General features: G+C 72.3%; 17 protein-coding genes. 4 read left to right on the top strand and 13 right to left on the bottom strand.

The window, feature by feature from the left end; translation table 11 throughout:
* Positions 1 to 191: 191 nt before the first annotated feature.
* The 6 genes from ACQ5BE_RS13350 to ACQ5BE_RS13325 are packed head-to-tail and all read right to left on the bottom strand — an operon-like array spanning position 192 to position 7,072.
* Positions 192 to 1,451, bottom strand: a complete 1,260-nt coding sequence (locus tag ACQ5BE_RS13350; RefSeq protein ID WP_430297459.1) for a Gfo/Idh/MocA family protein — start codon at positions 1,449 to 1,451, stop codon at positions 192 to 194.
* Positions 1,448 to 2,809, bottom strand: a complete 1,362-nt coding sequence (gene ggh / locus ACQ5BE_RS13345) for a glucosylglycerate hydrolase (RefSeq protein ID WP_430297458.1) — start codon at positions 2,807 to 2,809, stop codon at positions 1,448 to 1,450. Before ggh ends, ACQ5BE_RS13350 begins: the two co-directional genes overlap by 4 nt.
* A complete protein-coding gene (locus tag ACQ5BE_RS13340; RefSeq protein ID WP_430297457.1) occupies positions 2,806 to 3,930 on the bottom strand; it encodes an ABC transporter ATP-binding protein in 1,125 nt (374 codons plus the stop codon). The genes ggh and ACQ5BE_RS13340 overlap by 4 nt, the downstream gene beginning before the upstream one ends.
* 15 nt (positions 3,931 to 3,945) lie before the next feature.
* Positions 3,946 to 4,812 carry a carbohydrate ABC transporter permease gene (locus ACQ5BE_RS13335; RefSeq protein ID WP_430297456.1) on the bottom strand — a complete coding sequence of 289 codons (867 nt, stop codon included), beginning with the start codon at positions 4,810 to 4,812 and terminating at the stop codon, positions 3,946 to 3,948.
* On the bottom strand, positions 4,809 to 5,744 hold the full coding sequence (locus ACQ5BE_RS13330; protein WP_430297455.1) for a carbohydrate ABC transporter permease: 936 nt from the start codon (positions 5,742 to 5,744) through the stop codon (positions 4,809 to 4,811). Before ACQ5BE_RS13330 ends, ACQ5BE_RS13335 begins: the two co-directional genes overlap by 4 nt.
* Entirely contained in the window at positions 5,744 to 7,072 is a 1,329-nt protein-coding gene (locus tag ACQ5BE_RS13325) for an ABC transporter substrate-binding protein (RefSeq protein WP_413248930.1), read from the bottom strand. The genes ACQ5BE_RS13330 and ACQ5BE_RS13325 overlap by 1 nt, the downstream gene beginning before the upstream one ends.
* 150 nt (positions 7,073 to 7,222) lie before the next feature.
* Between ACQ5BE_RS13325 and ACQ5BE_RS13320 the strand changes: the two genes are divergently transcribed.
* Positions 7,223 to 8,437: an ROK family protein gene (locus ACQ5BE_RS13320; RefSeq protein ID WP_430297454.1), complete on the top strand. Its 1,215-nt coding sequence runs from the start codon at positions 7,223 to 7,225 to the stop codon at positions 8,435 to 8,437.
* 102 nt (positions 8,438 to 8,539) lie between these two features.
* The gene (locus ACQ5BE_RS13315; protein WP_430297453.1) at positions 8,540 to 9,148 is read left to right on the top strand and encodes a TetR/AcrR family transcriptional regulator; all 609 of its coding nucleotides are present in this window, start codon (positions 8,540 to 8,542) and stop codon (positions 9,146 to 9,148) included.
* A gap of 66 nt (positions 9,149 to 9,214) precedes the next feature.
* Here the strand turns inward: ACQ5BE_RS13315 and ACQ5BE_RS13310 are convergent, their stop codons facing one another.
* Positions 9,215 to 10,525 (bottom strand): MFS transporter, encoded by a 1,311-nt coding sequence (locus ACQ5BE_RS13310; RefSeq protein ID WP_430297452.1) that lies wholly within the window; start codon positions 10,523 to 10,525, stop codon positions 9,215 to 9,217.
* Positions 10,526 to 10,613: 88 nt separating this feature from the next.
* Between ACQ5BE_RS13310 and ACQ5BE_RS13305 the strand changes: the two genes are divergently transcribed.
* Positions 10,614 to 11,285 (top strand): GntR family transcriptional regulator, encoded by a 672-nt coding sequence (locus tag ACQ5BE_RS13305; protein ID WP_430297451.1) that lies wholly within the window; start codon positions 10,614 to 10,616, stop codon positions 11,283 to 11,285.
* 28 nt (positions 11,286 to 11,313) lie between these two features.
* The gene (locus ACQ5BE_RS13300) at positions 11,314 to 12,975 is read left to right on the top strand and encodes an ABC1 kinase family protein (RefSeq protein ID WP_430297450.1); all 1,662 of its coding nucleotides are present in this window, start codon (positions 11,314 to 11,316) and stop codon (positions 12,973 to 12,975) included.
* 32 nt (positions 12,976 to 13,007) lie between these two features.
* Here ACQ5BE_RS13300 and ACQ5BE_RS13295 read toward each other — a convergent pair whose 3' ends face one another.
* The 6 genes from ACQ5BE_RS13295 to ACQ5BE_RS13270 all read right to left on the bottom strand — a co-directional run bounded on the left by ACQ5BE_RS13295 (position 13,008) and on the right by ACQ5BE_RS13270 (position 19,446).
* A complete protein-coding gene (locus ACQ5BE_RS13295; protein ID WP_430297449.1) occupies positions 13,008 to 13,418 on the bottom strand; it encodes a DUF302 domain-containing protein in 411 nt (136 codons plus the stop codon).
* 89 nt (positions 13,419 to 13,507) lie between these two features.
* A complete protein-coding gene (locus ACQ5BE_RS13290; protein WP_430297448.1) occupies positions 13,508 to 15,097 on the bottom strand; it encodes a multicopper oxidase family protein in 1,590 nt (529 codons plus the stop codon).
* A complete protein-coding gene (locus ACQ5BE_RS13285) occupies positions 15,097 to 15,999 on the bottom strand; it encodes a F510_1955 family glycosylhydrolase (protein ID WP_430297447.1) in 903 nt (300 codons plus the stop codon). The genes ACQ5BE_RS13290 and ACQ5BE_RS13285 overlap by 1 nt, the downstream gene beginning before the upstream one ends.
* On the bottom strand, positions 15,996 to 16,625 hold the full coding sequence (locus tag ACQ5BE_RS13280; RefSeq protein WP_430297446.1) for a DUF305 domain-containing protein: 630 nt from the start codon (positions 16,623 to 16,625) through the stop codon (positions 15,996 to 15,998). The genes ACQ5BE_RS13285 and ACQ5BE_RS13280 overlap by 4 nt, the downstream gene beginning before the upstream one ends.
* Positions 16,626 to 16,673: 48 nt before the next feature.
* The gene (locus ACQ5BE_RS13275) at positions 16,674 to 17,171 is read right to left on the bottom strand and encodes a DUF6153 family protein (protein ID WP_430297445.1); all 498 of its coding nucleotides are present in this window, start codon (positions 17,169 to 17,171) and stop codon (positions 16,674 to 16,676) included.
* A 4-nt stretch (positions 17,172 to 17,175) separates the two neighbouring features.
* Entirely contained in the window at positions 17,176 to 19,446 is a 2,271-nt protein-coding gene (locus tag ACQ5BE_RS13270) for a heavy metal translocating P-type ATPase (RefSeq protein ID WP_430297444.1), read from the bottom strand.
* Positions 19,447 to 19,484 lie beyond the last annotated feature (38 nt).

The raw sequence follows: 19,484 nt of genomic DNA, 5'->3' as shown, positions 1-19,484 counted from the left end.
TGCACTGTGCGCTTCGTCGGGCAGGGCGCGTTCCATGGCACAGCCATGAGGGGGATCCGGGGTTCCTGCCGGGTTCGGCGCTTCCGGGGGCCTGCGGGGTGTGCGGGGATGTCCGCGGGTCGCTGGCCTCGGGGAATGAGATACCGACCATCATAGGCGAACGGGACGTGGCTTCCGCAAGGCGGAAATCCTCACACCTCGATGACGCTCCTCGTGTGACGCGCCTCCTCGGCCGCGAAGACCACCTCGTGGCTCAGGAGCGACTCCGCCAGGTCCGAGGAGATCGCGCCGCCCCGCCCCTCGGCGAGCGAGTCCACCCACGCCTCGATGAGGCCGCGGTCGCCGCCGCCGTGCCCCCCGGACGCGTCCCCGGACACTGGGACGGTGCGCGTCGTGTCGGTGAGGAAGTCGCGGACGGCGACCCGGCCGTCGTCGACCGCCAGCTCGCCGCGGGTGCCGAAGATCCTCGTCCGCCGCGCGGTCGCCTCCGTGAAGGCGGTGACGGTGAGCGTGGCCGTCGCGGCGTTCTCGTACTCGATGGCGACCACCTGGTGGTCCACGGCGTCGTTGTCGCAGCGGTAGACGCAGCGGCCGTAGGGGCCGCTCTCGAGCGCCTGGCGGAGCGACTCCGGCGTCCCCCCGGGGTCGACGATGTCGGTGTAGTAGGCGCGCCGGCTGTCGGGGACCCCCGCCTCGGGCCGGCCGGCACGGTAGATCCGCAGGGCCGAGTAGGGGCACGAGGGCTCAACCGCGCAGTCAGTGCACCGCACCCCTGCGCCGTCGGGGGCCTCGTCGGGCCGGAAGTGGGTCAGGGCGCCGAAGGAGCTCACCCGCACAGGCCTGCTGCCCACCACGTAGGTGAGCCAGTCGACGTCGTGCGTGCACTTGGCCAGCAGGAAGGGGCTGGAGAGGTCCTCCCGCCGCCAGCTGCCTCGGACGTACGAGTGCGCGAAGTGCCAGTAGCCCACCGGCTCGAGGTGCTGCACGGAGACGACGCGCCCGATCTCCCCCGCGTCCAGGACCCTCTTCACTGCCGCGGTGACGGGCGTGTAGCGCAGCACGTGGCAGACCGCCGCCGTGACGCCGTGCGCGCGGGCCGCCGACGCCAGCTCGCGGCATCCCCTGCGGGTGACCGCGATCGGCTTCTCGAGCAGGATGGCGTAGCCGCGGCGGGCGGCGAGGACGAAGGGCTCATAGTGGTCGCGGTCCTGGGTGGCGATGACGACGGCGTCGGCGAACCGATCGCGCCTCAGCATCTCCCGCCAGTCGGGGAACCTGGCCGCCGACGGCACGCCGAGCTCGTCGCCGAGCCCCTCCCGCCTGTCCTCGACGGGCTCGGCGAGGCCGACGACGACGGCGCGCCCGGTCGCCGTGGCGAGCCTCGCGTACGCGGCGCCGCGGGCGCCTGCCCCGGCCACGAGGATCCGGACCGGCAGGTCCGGCGGCGTCATCCCCCGGGCTCCGCGTCGTCCAGCCATTCGAGGGCGACCGCTGCGGTCCAGGACTGGTTCCAGCTGCCGAGGGGCTCGCCGGTGAACGGCTCGTAGTACTCGCCGAAGTGGCCCTCCATGAGCTGCGCGAGCGAGGCCTGCCGCCAGGCCGCGTACCGGCCCTCGTCCCCGTGGCGCCGCAGAGCCGTGGCGAGGTACCAGTTCATGACCGGCCACACCGGTCCCCGCCAGTACTGCCGCGGGCGCAGCCCCTCGGAGCGGGTGGAGGTCGAGGCCGGGAGGGGGAAGGCGAGGCGGGGGTCGCCGGTCCAGTCGGGGCCGTCGATGAGGGCCGACTGGCGGGCCCGGAGCGCCGGGTCGGTGCTCGAGATGAGGGGCGCGAAGCCCGCGATCGTGGGCGGGTCGATCCACTCCCCCGTCAGGACGTCACGGTCTCTGGCAAGCCCCGTGGCGGGATCTACGGTCGAATCGACGCCCTCGCCGAACTCCTCGGCCCACTCCCTCAGCCGCGGCGCCTCGCCAGCGTGCCCGTGCCGCTCGGCGAGGACGGCGAGGTCCTCATTGGCCGCCGCAAGGGCAGCGGACATGAAGACGTCCTTGACCTGGAAGTCCACGGCGTCGGGCAGGCGGGCGTCGTCGAACCTGGCGTCCGCCATCTGCTGCACGAGCCACAGGTAGCGCGCGTACTCCTCGTCGCTGGGCCGCTGGCTCGCGTCCTCCACGATCCGCGTGTCGGTGCGGACGAACGGCTCGAGGTCCCCCGGCTGGACGCGGGAGTACGGGCCGTCGAACCGCGGCGAGTTGTCCATGCCGGACTCCCAGCCGTGGTAGATGGTGACGAGGCCGGACCCGTCGCCCGCGCGGGCGCTGCGGAGCCATCCGTGCCAGCGGATCCACTGGGGCACGCTCTGGCGGGCGAAGTCGTCGGCGAGCCGGGCGTCCTCGCCGCCGCGCGCCGTCGCCCGCTCCACGATCCGGCGCAGGAGGGTCGCGTGCACGGGCGGCTGGCAGATGCCGCTCGACTTCACGCCGGGCGGGGAGACGCCCTCGGTCCGCCAGCGGTCCACCCCGGGGAAGTAGCCGGGGGCCTCGGAGAAGACGATGTGCGGGATCATCCCCGACTCCCACTGGGCACCGAGCAGGTGCGCGAGCTCCGCGAGCGCCCGGGGGACGCTGATCGTCGAGAGCCCAGCGGCGACGAACGCCGCGTCCCAGCTCCACATGTGCGGATAGAGGTTCGGGGCGGCGGTCACCATTGCCCCGGTGTCATTGGCCGCGAGGACGGCGCGGGCACTGTCACCCAGCTCCGCGTGGTCCTTCAGGGGAGCGTCCGGGTTGGGCCAGCTGGCGGGGCTCATGCCGTGAGTCCGAGCTGCGTCTCGGTGTCGAAGAAGCGCAGGGCCTGGGGGTCCGGCCGCAGGCCGATCGTCTGGCCCGTCGAGAGGCGGACGGTGGAGGGCACCTGGACCTTGAGGGTCTGGCCCTCGAGGTCCGCGGTCAGGAGCGTCGCGTGGCCCAGGGGTTCGACGACGTCGACCCGCGCGTCGAGCGTCCCGTCGGAGCCGCGGTCCGCCACGGAGATGTTCTCGGCCCTGATGCCGACCGTGACCGGCATGGCCGCCCTGCCGCCCTCCGCCCTGCCGCCCTCGGCCCTCCCGCTGTCGGTCCGCGCTGCCTCGGCCAGGAACGATGGCGCCGCGATGGCCTGGCTGCCGATCCGCAGCGTGCCCTCCCTCACCTCGGCAGCGAGGAAGTTCATGGGCGGCGATCCGATGAAGCCGCCCACGAACCGCTCGGCGGGCTCCTCGTAGACGGTGATCGGGTTCCCGAGCTGGACGATCTGGCCCTTGCGCATGACGGCGACGCGGTCGGACAGGCTCATGGCCTCGACCTGGTCGTGGGTCACGTACACGGTCGTGGTGCCGAGCTGCTGGACGATCCGCTTCAGCTCAGCCCGGAAGTCCAGGCGCAGGAGGGCGTCGAGGTTGGAGAGCGGCTCGTCCATGAGCAGCACGTCGGCGTCCATGACGATCGCCCGGGCCACGGCCACGCGCTGGCGCTGTCCGCCCGACAGCTGCGCAGGGTACCGGTCGAGGTAGGGGGTGAGCTGGAGGAGGTCGGCCGCCCACGCGACCTTGCGTTCGACCTCTGCCTTGGACAGCTTCTTCATGGTGAGGCCGAACCCGATGTTGGTTCGCACCTTCCGGTGCGGGAACACCGCGTAGGACTGGAACACCATGGACAGGTTGCGGCTCTGCGGCGGCAGGTAGGTCACGTCCCGGCCGCCGATGTGGATGCTCCCCTGGTCGGGGAGGTCAAGGCCCGCGACCATCCGCAGGAGGGTGGTCTTCCCGCAGCCGGACGGGCCCAGGAGCACCATGAACTCGCCCTGGTCCACGTGCAGCGAAACGTCGTTCGTAGCGAGCTCGCTGCTCCCCGGGTAGGTCTTGTGGAGGTTTCGGATCTGGATGTCGGCCATGGCAGCGCCTCTCACTCAGCGGATCGTGGAGCCCCACATGTTGGTGAGGTAGCGGCGCATGAAGAAGATGAAGATGAGCGCCGGGAGGACAAGGAGGAAGCCGCCCGCGAACCGGTACGCGAACGGGGATTCGGACAGGGACGTGAGGACCTGCGCGGGCAGCGTGCGCTGGTTGAGCGTGAGGATGGACGCGCCGAGGACCTCGTTCCAGCTCATGACGAACGTGAAGATCGACGCGGCCGCGATGCCCGGGATCGCCATGGGCATGACCACCTTCAGGAAGGCCTGGACCGGGGAGCAGCCGAAGATCCGCGCGGCCTCCTCCACATCCCGCGGGACGCCGAGGAACACGGAGGCGGTGATGAGGATCGTCGTCGGCAGGGCCAGCGCGGTGTGGAGGAGCACGACGGCGAGTGCGCTGTCGTAGAGGCCGGTCTGCAGGAACAGCTGGGCGAGCGGTACGGACAGGACCACGATCGGCAGGGCGCGGGTGAACAGCAGGAAGAGCTGGTACGGGTCGCGTCCGGGGAAGGCGAACCGGGCAACGGCGTACCCCGCGGGGACGCCGATGACGAGCGAGAGGACGAGGGTGAACAGGCCGACCTGGACCGAGTTGATGAGTGCCCCGAGGATGCCCGTGGACTGCAGGAAGGTCTGCATGGTCTCGAGCGAGAAGCTGTCCGGGATGAAGCTCAGCGGGAACCGCTGGAGCGACTCCCGGCTCGAGGTCGCCGCGAGGGCGATGAGGTAGATGGGCGTCGCCATGAACAGCGAGACGAGGACGCACGCGACCTGGAGGAGGACCCGCTGGCGTCGGCGCGCGGCCAGCGGACGGCGGTCGACGTCGTCGTGCCCGGCGGGGGAGGAGGCGGCGGTGCTCATGACGCGCCCTCCGTCTGGTCGCGCAGGAGGCGGAGGTAGCCGACGGCGGTGACCATCGACACTGCCATGACGACGAGCGCCAGGGCGGAGGCGACGTTCGTGTCCTGCAGGCCGGTGTACCAGCGGTAGGTCTCGCCGACCACGAGCGGGAAGTTCTGCCCGGTGAGCGCGAGCGCCACGGCGAAGGTCTGGAACGCGAGGATGGTGCGGAGGATGAGCGCGGTCTGGAGGCTCGGCCGCAGCAGCGGCAGGGTCACGTGCCAGAGCCTGGACCAGAATCCGGCACCGAACACCCCCGCCGCCTCCTCGTAGTCCTTCGGGATCGACTGCAGGCCGGCCACGACGATCACGAACACGAGGCTCGTGGCGCGCCACACCTCCGCGATGAGGACGGTCATGAACATCGAGGGGTAGTTGTCGTAGGCGAGCCACGAGACCGGGTTGATCCCCACGCTCGTGAGGAGGGAGTTGAGGTAGCCGCGGTCGGTGAAGACGACGAGCCACACCAGGCCGGCGGCCAGGTCGCTGACCGCCAGCGGGATGGCCCAGATGTAGAAGTACAGCCCCGAGAGCTTGGGCTTCGCCCGGATGAGCAGCGCCATCGCGAGCGCGAGGATGAACTGCACGGGGATCATGACCACGATGAGCAGGACGGTGTTGCGCACCGACGGCCAGAAGTACGGGTCTGCAGCCATGCGGGCGAAGTTGTCCGTGGTGAGCCCCGACGGGCCGCCGAACGCCTGGAGGATGCCCGTCACCATCGGCCACCCGAAGAGCAGCGTCATGAAGACGATCGACGGCGCGATGAGGAGCATCGCGGCCGAGGTGCTGCGGCGCCTCATGCTCGGACGGCGGCCGCCGGGGGGCCGGGGCGGCCCGGGCTCGGGCTCCGCGGCGCTCGACGTGGCGCCGGGCGACTGGGCGGTGGCCATCACGCCACCGTGCACTGGTCAGCCTTGGGGTCCGGCGCCCAGCACGGGACCTTGAGGCTGTTCATGATGTCGGCGAGGGCCGCGCCCTGCTTGTCGAGCGTCGCCTTGACGTCCGCATTGTTGAGGCAGATCTCCTGGAAGCAGTTCTTGAAGATCTGCCCGACCTGGGGCTCCTTGTCGCCGAGGCCCACGGGCGGGAGCGCGAGGATCGCGCCGGAGGCGTCCTGCTGGGCGCTCACTGCCTTGGCCTCGAGCGCGATGCCGGGCGGCAGGTCGGACCCGATGTCCGCCTTGACGACCGGGAAGAAGGCGTTCGACTTGAGCGTCTCGATCTGTGCCTCCTTGGTGGAGAGGGCCCGGATGACGTCGAAGGCCTTGTCCCGGTCCTTCGACCCCTGGGGGACCGCGAGGCCGCCCACCACGAGGAGGTAGCCCAGGCCCTTCGGGCCCGACGGCGCGGGCGCCAGGACGAAGTCGTCCGGCTTGGCGGAGACCGCGTTGATCAGGCGCGCCACGTGGTCCCATGCCACGAGCACCTCGCCGTTCCCGAGGGGCTCCTGCATGAAGTCGTAGTTGGTCGAGGCGGGGTTCATGTTCGCCCACAGGTTCCGCATGTAGGTCCACGCTGTCACGGCGTCCGCGTTCCGGAAGGTCGTGATCTGGCCTCCCGTGAAGCTGGGCAGGAGGAAGCCCTGGTAGAAGCGGTGGTGCAGGCCCTTGGGGCCGGCCGGGATGCCGAAGACGGGCTTCCCCCCGTTCGCCGCCTTGGCCGCCTGGGCCCACGCCAGGAACTGGTCGTAGGTGAGCTTGTTGACGTCCGCTCCGCTGGGCAGCCACTGGAGGGCCTTCTTGTTGACGGCCAGGATGTACGTGGCCTGGATCCAGGGGATGTAGCGGGGCTTGTCGGTGCCGAGCTTGGCCAGCTCGAGGAGGTCCTGGGAGTAGCCGCGCGACTTGAGCTCGTCCGTCAGGGAGCTCAGGTCCTCAAGCTGCTTCGCGAAGGGGACGAGGTCGCCGTGGAGGCCGCCGATCAGTCCGATCTCGACCTTGTTGGCGTCCAGCTGCGACTTGATCGTCGTGTTGAAGGTGGGGTTGTCGACGGGGTTGTACGCGACGTTGGCCTTGTCCCCCACCGCCTTCTTGAGGGTGGCCTCGTATTTCTGCCGCTCCTCGACGGGGGCGAACTGGGTGGAGAGGAAGCTCACCGAGCCGGACCCGCCGCTTCCGCTCGTGTTCACGCTGCAGGCCGAGAGGATCGGGGCGACGACCGCCGCCGCGAGGGCGCCCCCGATGAACGTGCGCCGGCTGGTGGTCGGGATGGGGTTCATGGGGTGCCTCCTGTGGCAGACCAACCACATTCCGCATCGAAGCCTCCCCCGCCGTGTCCGCGCCTCCCAGCAACGGCAGGACATCGAAGCGAAACTTCTGTACGATTGTCGATCGTAAGTGTGTGATCGGCATCACGTCAACAGAGGACGATGGAAGTGCACCCCGGCATGCCCGTCGAACGGCCGGCTGCGGCCCCCGGCCTCGCGGCCAGTCCCGGCCAGCTGCTCGCGCTCATCCGCAGCTCACCGGAGGGGATCAGCAGGGCCTCCCTCCTGGAGCTGACCGGCATGGCCCGCTCCACCCTGTACGAACGCCTCGACGCGCTCTTCGCCGCCGGACTCGCCTACGAGGCCGAGCCCCTGCGCTCCACCGGCGGCCGCCGCGCACGCAGGATCCGGTTCGACGACCGGCAGAAGGTGCTGGTCGCGATCGACGCAGGCCAGACCCACGCCGCCGTACACCTCCTCACGCCGGCTCACGCAGTCCTCGCCTCGACCGTCTTCCGGTGGGACGCCTCTGGGCCCGCTGATGCGGCGGTGGACCTGTTCGCCTCCGCCGCCCGGGAGCTCCTCGCCGGCCGGACGCCCGTGGGAACCGGCCTGGGCCTCCCCGCCCCGGTCGAGGCCTCCGGCGCCGCAGGACTCGGCCGTTCGGTCCTCGGGCACTGGGACCTGCCCGGCGCGCTCGCGCGGCTCGAGGAGGCACTGGGATGCGCCGTCGTGATCGAGAACGATGCCCGGGCCATGGCCGTCGGAGAGGCCGGTGCCGCCGACGAGGGGCTCGTGGCCGTGAAGGTCAGCACCGGGATCGGGTGCGGGATCGTCGTCGACGGAGCCCTGGTGCGGGGCGCCCACGGCGCGGCGGGCGACATCGGACACGTCCGGATCCCCGAGGCGGAGGGGCGGACCTGCCGGTGCGGACGCGCCGGCTGCCTCGCGGCGGCGGCGTCGGGGCGGGCCCTGCTGGCCGAGCCGGGACTCCAGCACTGCCGCTCGCTCGCGGACCTCGCCCGCGCGCACGACGCCGGCGACCCGGCCGTGCTCGCGGCCGTCGCCCAGGCGGGGCGACTGACAGGGTCCGTGCTCGCCGCGGTGGTCGCGACGGTGAACCCCGCGCGGGTGGCGCTCGGCGGCGTCGTGGGCCTGCTCGGCACCTTCGTGCAGGCCGTGCGCGAGGAGATCGCCGAGCGGGTCTTCGAGGACGTCCTCACGGGGCTCGAGATCGGGCCGTCCCGCGCGTCGCACCCCATTCCGATAGGCCTCTCCCGCCTCGTGATGCAGGCCCTCTACGCCCCCGCGAGGATCGACGCCCTGCTCGCGCAGGCTGCCCGCCCGGCGGCACTCCGAGGGACCGGGGCTTCCTAGCGCCGCACCCTCCGTGGCGTATAGTTGGACAGTCCCTCCGCACGACCCCAGCCGCGGCGTGCCATGGGATGCAGAAGCGTCGGGAAAAGAGGTTGCTGCGCTGTGCTCGAACTGCCCCAGGATCTGGTCACCCCAGCCCCTCCTCCGGCCACGCCCCGCCTCGCTGCCCGGTACGCGCAGCTCCTGGACGCAGCAGCACGGTTTGCCACCCTCGAATACCCGGACATCGACATCACCGCTGTCGCCGAGGAGGCCGGGGTCGCCTTCGGCACCGCGCACCGGTATTTCCCCTCGGCCGCCCACCTCCTCCTGGCCCTGCACCGGCGCCAGCTCCTCGAGCTCCGCGCCCGCGTGGAGGACCGCGCGAGCGGGTCACGGACCGAGGCCCAGCGCGCGCGCCTCCTGGCCGGCGCCGCGGTCGAGCTCTTCCACATGCGCCTCGCCCAGCCCGCGGTGAACTCCTGCCTCGACGAGCTCATCGTCCCGGCGGACCACGAGCTGACGGGACTCGTCGGCGAGGTCGACGAGCTCTCCTGGTCGGTGCTCGGGCGCCTCGCGGGAGGTGCCGAACGCGGCCGGAGCATCGTCCATGTGATCTCGGGGCTAGTCTCCGCCGTGCGGACGGGCAGGCTCATCCCGCTCGAGGCCGAGAAGCAGCTCAAGGCTTCCTGCGAGATCGTCGCCCGCCGCCGCACCAGCCGCGCCGGCTGATCCCGCGGGGAGCACGACGCCGGCCGGGCACCAGCGCGCGCGGCCCCTCCCGCCGTCGTGCGCGGTTCAGGCGACCGAGCGGATCCGGGTGACGAAGACGGCGCCGAAGAGCCCGATGACGGCCGCGCCGATGTAGAGGGACACGTACCCGCCGAGGAAGGCGAGGAACGGGTAGGCGATGGCGGGCGCGATGACCTGCGGCAGCGAGTTGGCGATGTTGATGACGCCGAGGTCCTTGCCGCGGTGGGCGGCGTGGGGCAGGACCTGGGTGACGAGCGCGAAGTCCACGGCCATGTAGGCGCCGAAGCCGATGCCCAGCACGATGGCACCGACGAGGGCGCCGGTCCAGGTCGGGGCGAGCGCGAGGATGAGCGAGGCGACGGCCATCACGGCGGACGAGCCGATGACGAGCGGCTTGCGCCTGCCGATGCGGTCGCTGAGCTTGCCCCCCAAGATGCTCGTCGCGATGACCATCGCCGAGTACAGGCCGGTGAGGATGAGCGTCCCGGTGGCCGGGGGGATGCCGGTGGTCTGCTCGATCCGCACGGCGTCCGTGAGGAAGTAGATCAGGTAGAGCAGCACCACGTGGTTGCCCACGTTGACCAGGAGCTTGGTGAACCAGGCCCAGGCGAAGTCAGGGTGGCGGCGGGGGCTAATCCAGAAGGCTGCCACGAACCGCGCGAGCGAGAACCGCCCCAGCGCCGCGCGGGGCAGGGGCTCGTCCTTTGCGCCGAGCAGGAAGTGGACGACGCTCACCGCGAGCAGCACCCCGCAGATGAGGTAGCCGAGGGAGAAGTTCCCCGCGACGGCCGCCCCCACAGCCGTGCCGAGGAGGATCCCAGTCGTGATGCCCATGGCGGCCAGGCCCCCCACCGATCCGCGCTGCGTGACGGGCACGCGGTCCGGCACGGCGGCTGTGATGGCGGCGTAGGCGCTGTTGGCGCCGAGCTGGACGAGGCACCACAGAGCCGCCATCGCGGCGATGCTCGGCGCGCCGGACAGCCCGACGAGGGCGAGCGTTCCCGTGAGCGCGCCGAAGAAGACCCAGGGGCGGCGCCGGCCGAACCGGCCGGACGTGCGGTCGGAGAGGGCCCCCGCGAGGGGGTTGCAGACCACGGAGACGGCCGCTCCCGCGCTCGTCACGAGCGCCAGGACGGCTTCCTTCTGACCGGGCGCGAAGACCGCGGCCTGCTGGGCCAGGAGCACCTGGAGGGGGCCGAAGAAGGCGACGTTGATGCCGATGTTGACGAGGACGACGCCGAGGATCCAGCGGGGCCGGACAGGGGCGGTCGGCTCGGCGAAGGCCGCCTCGGTCGCCGGGGCGCGCCCGGTCGGGCTTCGCTCCGCGGGGCTCTGTTCGGCGGGGCTGTGGGGCACGGCCACGGGGCCTCCGGTGGGTGCGGGCGGTACAGGTGGTCTCAGATTACCGCCGAAAAGGGCGTCCGGGACCGGATACCCTTCGACAGTGGACAACGTGACAGCGGTGGCGCCGGACGAGGCGATGGCAGGCAAGGTCTACCAGCAGATCCTCGACGCGATCATCTCCGGCCGGGCCGCGCCCGGGCAGCGGCTGCGCGAGCGGGAGCTGTCGGACCAGTACGGGGTATCCCGCATCCCGGTCCGGGAGGCGATCCACCGCCTCGAGCAGGACGGCTTCCTCGTGACCGCCCCGCGGCGCGGCGCGGTGGTGCGGAAGCTGACGCTCAAGGACGTCGAGGAGCTGTTCGACCTCCGCGTGCTCCTCGAGTCCTTCGCCGCCAGGCGCGCCGCCGAACGCGTGGCGGCCGGGGAGGACGCCGGCGGGCTCCTCGAGACCCTGCGCCAGGCGAAGGAAGCGCTCGAGGCTGGCGACACGGACCTGACCTCCGACCTCAACACCCGATTCCACGACCAGATCATCGCCCTCGCCGGCAGCGGCCTCCTCGAGCGCTCGATGCGCCCGCTCCACGGGCTCAACCGCTGGCTCTTCGGCCTGGCCGTCAACCGTTCCCTCGAGGTCAACGCGCTCGAGCACGACGAGCTCGCCGAGGCGATCATGACCGGCCAGCCCCAGCTCGCCGAGGCAGTCGCCGCCGCCCACATCGAGGCGGGCCGCAGGCCCGTGATGGATGGGCTCGCGGGACTGCTGAACGGGTAGGGGACCCGCAGGACGGTAGGCTCGTCCCATGGCGCTGGTTCCCTGGAGCGGTCACGCCAGGCGGTACCGCGAGATCGCGGACATCCTCGCCCGGCACGGCCTCGGCCATGTCCTGACCGTGGCCGGCCTCTCGCGCTGGCTTCCGGGTCCGAGGCGGGGGCAGGAGGGCCAGGGCGCCCCCGCAGGCGCCCCCGTGCATGTCCGCCGGGCCCTCGAGGAGCTGGGCCCGACCTTCATGAAGCTCGGGCAGATCCTCTCGACCCGCCCCGACCTCGTCCCTGAGCCGTACCAGGCCGAGCTCGCCAAGCTGCAGGACGCGGCGCCACCCGTCCCAGCGGAGGCGATCCACGCCGTCGTGCGCGAGGAGCTCGGCATGGACGCGGACACCGCCTTCGCCGCGTTCGACGACGTGCCGCTCGCGAGCGCCTCGATCGGCCAGGTCCACGAGGCACGGCTCGCGGACGGCACGAGGGTGGTGGTCAAGGTCCGCAAGCCAGGCGCGGTGGAGCGCATCCGCGAGGACCTCGAGATCCTGCGCAACGTCACCGCGACCGCGACCCGGGCGTGGCCGGTCCTGGCCAACTACGACGTGGAAGGCCTCGTCGAGGAGTTCTCCAAGACCCTCACGACCGAGCTCGACTACCTCGAGGAGGCCCGCAGCGCGGAGCGGTTCGCCACGAACTTCGCCGGCGACGAGCGGTTCCGGTTCCCGAAGGTCTACTGGGACACCACGACGTCCCGAATCCTCACGCTCGAGTTCATGGAAGGCCTCAAGATCAACGACGTCGCGGCGCTCGACGCCGCGGGGCTCGACCGGCGCGCCCTCGCCGACCATTCGGCGGCCGCACTCGCCCAGATGATCTTCGAGGACGGTTTCTTCCACGCGGACCCGCACCCGGGCAACATGTTCGTGGAGCCCGGCGGCCGCATCGCGATCATCGACTTCGGCATGGTCGGGGAGATCAGCGACCAGCTCCGCCATGATCTGGGGCGGCTCCTCATCGCGCTCGCCCGCAAGGACCCGCGAAGGCTCGCCCGAGTCCTCGAGGCGATGTCGCGCTCGGGCGCCGTGGAGGACCGCAAACGGCTCGCCGCCGACGTCGCGGTGTTCATCTCCCTGTACGACGGCGTGGACCTCGCCGACGTGAACCTGGCGAGGCTCGCGCAGAAGCTCCTCGCGGTGATCCGCCACCACCACCTCGTGATGCCCGCCGAGGCGGCGGTGGTGATCAAGATGCTCGTGATGGCCGAGGGGCTCGGCCGGGTCCTGGACCCCCAGTTCCGCCTCTCCCGCGTGCTCGAGCCGCACGTGCGCCGGCTCCTGCTCGAGCAGTACTCCCCCGCCGCGATCACCCGCAGCCTCAAGGCGGCCGGGCTCACGGCAATGGACCTCGCCGGGGACCTGCCGGACCTCATCGACAGCGCCAGCCGGGTCCTCGACGCCGGCGGGTTCGAGGTGCACCTCCGCGCCGCCGAACTCGAGCCGCTCATGGCCCGCGCCGAGCGCGTCGGAAACAAGGTGCTGGCCGCCGTCATTGCGGCGGCGTTCATCCGCGGCGTCGGGGAGGTCGTCACGAACGACACGCGCTGGCGCGGCTGGCGCGCGCCCCTGCTGCGGACCGGGATCGGCGCGGCGGGGGGCCTCGGCACGTACCTGGCCGTGAGCGCGCTGCGGCGCCGGCGCAGCTAGACGGCGCCGAACCGCCCTACTGCCCTACTGCCCTACTGCCCCGAGACCGCGGCGAGCGCGGCGCGCAGGCGCGTTCCGGCGTCGTCCGCGACCTCCTTGACCTGCCCGCTCGAGCTGAGCTGCACCATGGTCTGGGGGTCGATGGCCTCGACGGTCGTCTCCTCGGCGCCGGCGGCGCGGCGCACCACGACGTTGCACGGCAGGAGCGCCCCCATCTCGGGTTCGGCGCCCAGGGCGCGGCTGGCGAGGTTCGGGTTGCACGCGCCGAGGATCACGTAGTCCCCCACTGAGTCTCCCGCCTCATCGCCCAGCTTGGCGGCGAATGTCTTGCGGATGTCGATCTCGGTCAGGACACCGAAGCCCTGGTCGGCGAGGGCCGCCTTGACGGCGTCGACCGCCTCGGCGTAGGGCAGCGGGACGTGCGTGGTGAGGGTGTAGGCCATGGCGCCCACGCTTCCAGAGGAGGCCGGGCTGGGCAAGGGGCCGAAGTCCCAGCCCGGCTCTGGCTCTGGCACTGGCTCTGGCTCTGCCCTCACCGCACGTAGCTCAGGACTCCCATCATGCCGCGCGCCGCGTGGTAGGCGTTGTGGCAGTGGTAGAGCCACTGGCCCGGATTGTCGGCGTCGAAGAGGACGCTGACCGTCTGCCCCGGCCGCACGATCACCGTGTCCTTCCGCGCTCCGGCGTCCCCGACCTGGAAGGTATGGCCGTGCAGGTGCATGGGGTGCCACATCATCGACTCGTTGACGAAGTCGATCCGCACGCGCTCGCCCTGCCGGACCTCGAGGGCGCCGTCGTACGGGTTGGCCATGTCGAAGCGGCGCCCGTCCAGGCCCCAGTCGTAGGCCATCATGGAGCCGGTGAGCCGGACGGTGTGGGTGCGGTCCGGATCCCGCCGTGCGAGCCGGGCGCCTGCCGCGGCGGTGAGCTGGCCGCCGTCGACCACCGTCCCCGTCAGCCGCGACGGCAGGGCCGCCGCGATCGGCTCCTTCCCCGTCCCCGTGCTGATCCGCCCGAGCGCGAGCCCCGTCTTGCCCTCCGGCTGCGCCATGAGCGGCGTCCATCCCTCGGGCACGGTCAGCAGCGCGTCGATCCGCTCGCCCATCCCGAGCACGACGGCGTCCGCCTCCGTCCGCTCGACCGGGAACCCGTCCGTGTGGGTCACCGTGAGCTTCACGCCGGGCGCGCCCACGCGGTAGGCCGTGTCCCCGCCGGCGTTGATGATCCTGAGCCGGACGCGGTCCCCGGCCTTGGCCCGCAGCGTGTCCGGGTCCGAGGGGGTGCGGCCGTTGAACAGGTGCAGGGGGTAGCGGACGTCCCCGGCGTCGCCGCCGAGGTAGTCGCTCACGGAGCCCATGGCCATGTACCGCCCGCCGCCCTGCCCGCCGGGCCGGCCGCCCATCATGCCGCCCATGCCTTGGGACAGCTCGTTGAGGACGTCCTCCGGGGTGCCGGTGACGCCGTCCATCCAGTCGTCGAGGAGGATGACCCACTCGTGGTCCCAGTCCCTGGCCTCGGACGGGTCGTCGACGATGAGCGGCCCGTAGAGGCCGCGCTCGCGCTGGAGCTCCATGTGGGAGTGGTACCAGTACGTGCCGGGGTGGGCGAGCCGGAAGCCGTAGCCGAAGGATCCGCCCGCGGCGATCTCCTTCTGCGTGAGCATCTCGACGCCGTCCTGGTCGTTGGCGAGGGCGAGTCCATGCCAGTGGACCACCGTGGGCTCCGGCAGTCCGTTGGCCAGGGCGACCTCGAGCCGGTCTCCCACCGAGCCGCGCAGGAGCGGGCCGTTGACCGTCCCGTTGTATCCCCACGTCTGGACCTGCTTCCCGTCCAGGGTGACGGTGAGCGGCGCGGGGTCCAGCCGGGCGGCGACGGTCCGGCCGGACGACGGGCGGGCGGCCTCGGCGGCCCGCACCGCGTCGTCGGAGGACAGGACGCGGGTGGCGCCCGAGGGCGACGGCGAGGTGCACGCGGCGAGCATGGCCGCCGAGGCGGCCGCAAGGGAGAGCCCGAGGAAGCCGCGACGGGAGACCGGCCCGGCCAGCCGGCCCGGGCCCTGGGGGTGCGGGTTGTTCGGGTGCGGGTCTTGGGCGTGCGGGTCCTGGGCGTGCGGGCCGTTCATCACGGCCTCCCCGGCTCGTAGGCGGCGAAGGTGGCGCCGCCGTCGCGGGACTCCAGCACACCGGAGTCCGTCGCCGCGAGGACCCGCACGGGCTGGCCGGGAGCCGCGACGGCAGTGACCGCCTCGACCCCCTTCCCCGCGTCGCCTAGCCGGGTCCACGAGACGCCCGCGTCCGCGCTCGAGTAGACCGCGCCGTCGGGCGCCACCCCGACCACCCGGCGGGCGTCCGCGAAGGCCGCGAACTGGATGAGCGGGGCGCCGGGCACGGCCAGCCACGTCGTCCCGCCGTCGAGGGAGGCGAACAGGCCCTTCTCGGTCGTGGCGAGGACGGTGTCCGTGGAAGGGTGCCCGGCCAGCACCGCGGGGTGCAGGGACGAGGCGACCGCGGCCCAGGCCTCGCCGGTCGGGGTGCGCTTGAGCACGCCGTCGAACCCCACGAGGCCCGACTTCGTGACCGTGAGCGCGTGGAAGTCGGAGACACCCTCGTTGGACACGGCGGTCCAGGTCCGGCCGCCGTCGGTCGAGCGGAGCAGGCCCAGCGGGTTGGGCCTGGACGAGCCGGGCCCGGGGTGGCCCGAGGCCCAGAGCGTCCCGGCGGGATCGCCGACGAAGCCCATGAAGTCGTCCGCGGCGCTGACGCGCTCGGGCCCGGCGCCGCTGAGGTCGTATACGCCTTGGTGGGTCCCGATCAGGACGGTCGAGCCGTCGCCGGTCGCCGCGATGCCGTGGACGTGGCCTCCCGGCAGGGAGGATCCCGTCGCACCCGAGGCGGCCGACGCCGTCGTGCCCGCTGCGGGTGCGGCGCATCCCGCCAGCGCGAGCGCGCCGCCGAGGGCGGCAGCGAGGACGGCGCCGAGGACGCCGGCCCGGGACAGCGGCGTCCGGGCAGCACGCGCGTTCACAGCTGCCCCAGGAGGGACTTCATCTGGTCGATCTCCGTGGTCTGGGAGTCGACGATCGACTGCGCCATCGCCACCGCCCCCGGGTGGGCACCCGTGCTGAGCTCCGACTTCGCCATCGTCACGGCCCCCTCATGGTGGGCGATCATCTGGGTGAGGAAGAGCTTGGCCCCCTCGCCGGCATCGGCGGCCTTGAGCGCGGCGAGGTCCTCGTCGCTCACCATGCCCTCCATGCCGTGGCCTGCGTCTGCCACCATGGCCGTGGGCTGGTTCCATGCGGCGAGCCAGCCGCGCTGGGTCGCGATCTCCGGGGCCTGGGCGGCCTTGATCCGCTCGGCGAGCTGGGCGACCCGGGCGTCGAGGCCAGGCTTGGCCAGGACGATGCCGCTCATCTCGACGGCCTGCTCGTGGTGGGGGATCATCATCTGCGCGAACATGGCGTCCGCGGCGTTGAACGAGCCCTGGGATGACGAGCTGCTGGGCGTCCCCATGGGCATCGAGTGCCCACTGTGATCCATCGGGGAAGCGCCCGACGTCGCGGCGGGAGCCGCCTCGGAAGCGCCGCATCCGGCGAGGGCGACGGTGGCGGCGAGCAGGGCAGCAGAGAGCGCAGAGTTCTTGGCGTTCATCGGTCTTCTTTCAGTCGTGGAGAGGTGTGCGGGCAGGCAGAGGCCTGCTCACGTTCGACTGATCGAGAGCTGGGTGAGGTCTGGCGCCGGGGCGCGCGGGAGGATCGAGCGTGGGACGGAGGCCGCCGGCGGCTGCGGGAGCGCGTCTGAACGCTCCAGCACCACGACGGCGGGCGGCACCGGGGGCACTGCACCGGGCGCCGGAATGCAGTGGGCCGCGTGGACCGGCACGTCGCCGCTGCCCTGCGTGCACTCGTCCGGGCCCCAGCCGGCGAATCGCTTGTCGGAGGCCAGCAGGATGTCCGGGCTCGTCGCGTGGCCGGACCCCGGGATCGATCCGTGGGCATGGTGGGCTGGGGCCCCGTGCGCCATAGCAGGCGTCGTGGTATGCGTTGTGGACGCCCCCGGTGCCGTGTGCATGCCGAGCACGCCGAGGGCCAGGGCCAGGACGAGGAGCCAGCGTGCATATCGACACCACTCAGCGCCCGGAACGGGCACAAGTGCCCGTTGTCCGGCGCGAGGTGTGTCGATATGCACGCTGATCATGCTCCTATCGGACGTGGCCTGGGTCCAAGTCGAGCCGCCGCAGCAGCTGCGCGTTGAGCGCCACGACAATCGTGGACAGGGACATGAGGACCGCGCCCGCAGCCGGGGAGAGCATGATCCCCGCGAACGCCAGCACTCCGGCCGCGAGCGGCACGGCGATGACGTTGTAGCCCGTGGCCCACACGAGGTTCTGCCACATCTTGCGGTAGCTCGCGCGGGAGAGCTCGACGACCGAGACCACCGAGCGCGGATCGTTGCCGGCGAGCACCACGCCCGCGGACTCGATGGCGACATCCGTGCCGGCGCCGATCGCGATGCCGACGTCGGCCCGGGCCAGGGCGGGCGCGTCGTTCACGCCGTCGCCGACCATCGCGACGCTGAGGCCGCGCTTCTGGAGCTCGGCCACCTTCTGGTCCTTGTCCTGCGGCAGCACCTGGGCGAACACCTCGTCGATGCCGAGGTCCCGGGCCACCGCGTCGGCCACCTGCTGGGCGTCGCCCGTGATCATCGCGACGCGAATCCCTCGCTGCTGGAGCGCAGCGACGGCAGTGCGGGACTCCTCTCGGACGGAGTCCTCGAGCGCCAGCGCCCCCGCGATCCCGCCGTCGCGGATCACGTGGAGAACCGAGGCGCCGCGGGCCTTCCAGCGGTCGACGGCGTCGGCCAGTTCCGCCGGGGTGTCGAGTCCCAGCTCGGCCAGCATCGCCGGGCCGCCGACCTGCACGAGCTCGCCGCCATGCTCGCCGCCGACGCGCGCCTGGATGCCCCGGCCCGAGCTGGCCTGGAACCCGGTGGCCGCGGGAACGCGGAGGCCGCGGTCGCGGGCCGCGCGGACGATCGCCCGGGCCACGGGGTGCTCGCTGTCCGACTCGGCGGCCGCGGCAAGCGCCAGGAGCGCGTCCTCGCCGGCCGGGCCGTCCGGGGCAGCCGCCGGGGCGCCGGCGTCGTGCGCACCGCCGTCGTGCGCCGCGCGGGCATCGCGCGCGAGGACGCTCGCGACCGCCGCGACGCCGACGACCTCCGGCGCGCCCTTGGTGAGCGTGCCCGTCTTGTCGAAGAGGACGGCCTTGACGGTGCGCATGCGCTCGAGGGCGAGGCGGTCCTTGACGAGGACTCCGCCCTTGGCCGCGCGCTCGGTCGAGATGGCGATGACGAGCGGGATGGCGAGGCCGAGTGCGTGAGGGCACGCAATCACGAGGACGGTGACGGTGGCCGTGACGGCGGTCGGGAGGTCGCCGAGGAGGGTCCACGCGATGAACGTGAGGATGCCCGCGCCGGTCGCGAAGTAGAAGAGGAACGCGGCGGCCCGGTCGGCGAGCGCCTGGGCGCGGGAGGAGGAGGCCTGCGCGTCGGCGACCATGCGCTGGATGCCGGCGAGCGCCGTCGACTCCCCCACTGCCCCGACGCGCACCCGGAGGCTCGTGTCGGTCGCGACCGTGCCCGCGACGACGGTGTCGCCGGGTCCGCGCGTGACGGTCTTGGACTCGCCGGTGATCATCGACTCGTCGAGCTCGGCGGTACCTTCCTCGATGCGGCCGTCCGCGGGGAGCCGCCCACCGGCGCGCACGAGGACGAGGTCGCCCACCGACAGCTCGGAGGCGGCGACGGTCTCGGTCTCACCCGTGTCGCCGATGCGCTCGGCCTCGTCGGGCAGGAGTGCGGCGAGGGCCTCGAGCGCCCCGCGCGAGGCGCCGAGGGCGCGCATCTCGAGCCAGTGGCCCAGGAGCATGATCGTGACGAGGAGGGCGAGCTCCCACCAGAAGTCGAGGTCGAACCCGCCGATCCCCAGGCTCGTCGCCCACGAGGCGGCGAACGCGACCGTGATGGCCATCGCGATGAGCAGCATCATGCCCGGCTTGCGGGTCCTCGCCTCGCTGAGGCCGCCCTTGAGGAACGGCATGCCGCCGTAGAAGAAGATCACGGTCCCCAGGACCGGGCCGATCCACTCGCTCCCGGGGAACATCGGCGGAGTCGCGCCGAAGAGGCGCCAGAACATCGGGCTGAAGTACACGACGACGAGCGACAGCCCGAGCGTGAGCCAGAACCGATCGCGGAACATCGCGACCGAGTGGCCTGCGTGCTCGCCGTGGGTGTGGACCGCGTGCGGGTCGCCGTGGCCGGCGTGGAGCTGGGCGGTCATGTCGTGCCCGGCGTGCATGTCGTGCCCGGCATGCGGGCCGCCGGGCCGCTCCCGGTCGGCCTGCGCGTCGTGGCCGTGGTGCTCGTGGGCTGCGTGGTCGCGGGCCGCGTGGTCGTGCATGCTGTGGTCGGTCATGGTCAGCGCCGTCCTCCTGGGGTGCAGATGGTTCGTCG

Origin of the sequence: Sinomonas sp. B1-1 (assembly GCF_050474465.1) — a bacterium.
Taxonomy (GTDB): Bacteria; Actinomycetota; Actinomycetes; order Actinomycetales; family Micrococcaceae; genus Sinomonas; species Sinomonas flava.
The sequence above is the reverse complement of the archived record's forward strand: the minus strand, read 5'-3'. Positions and strand labels throughout refer to the sequence as shown.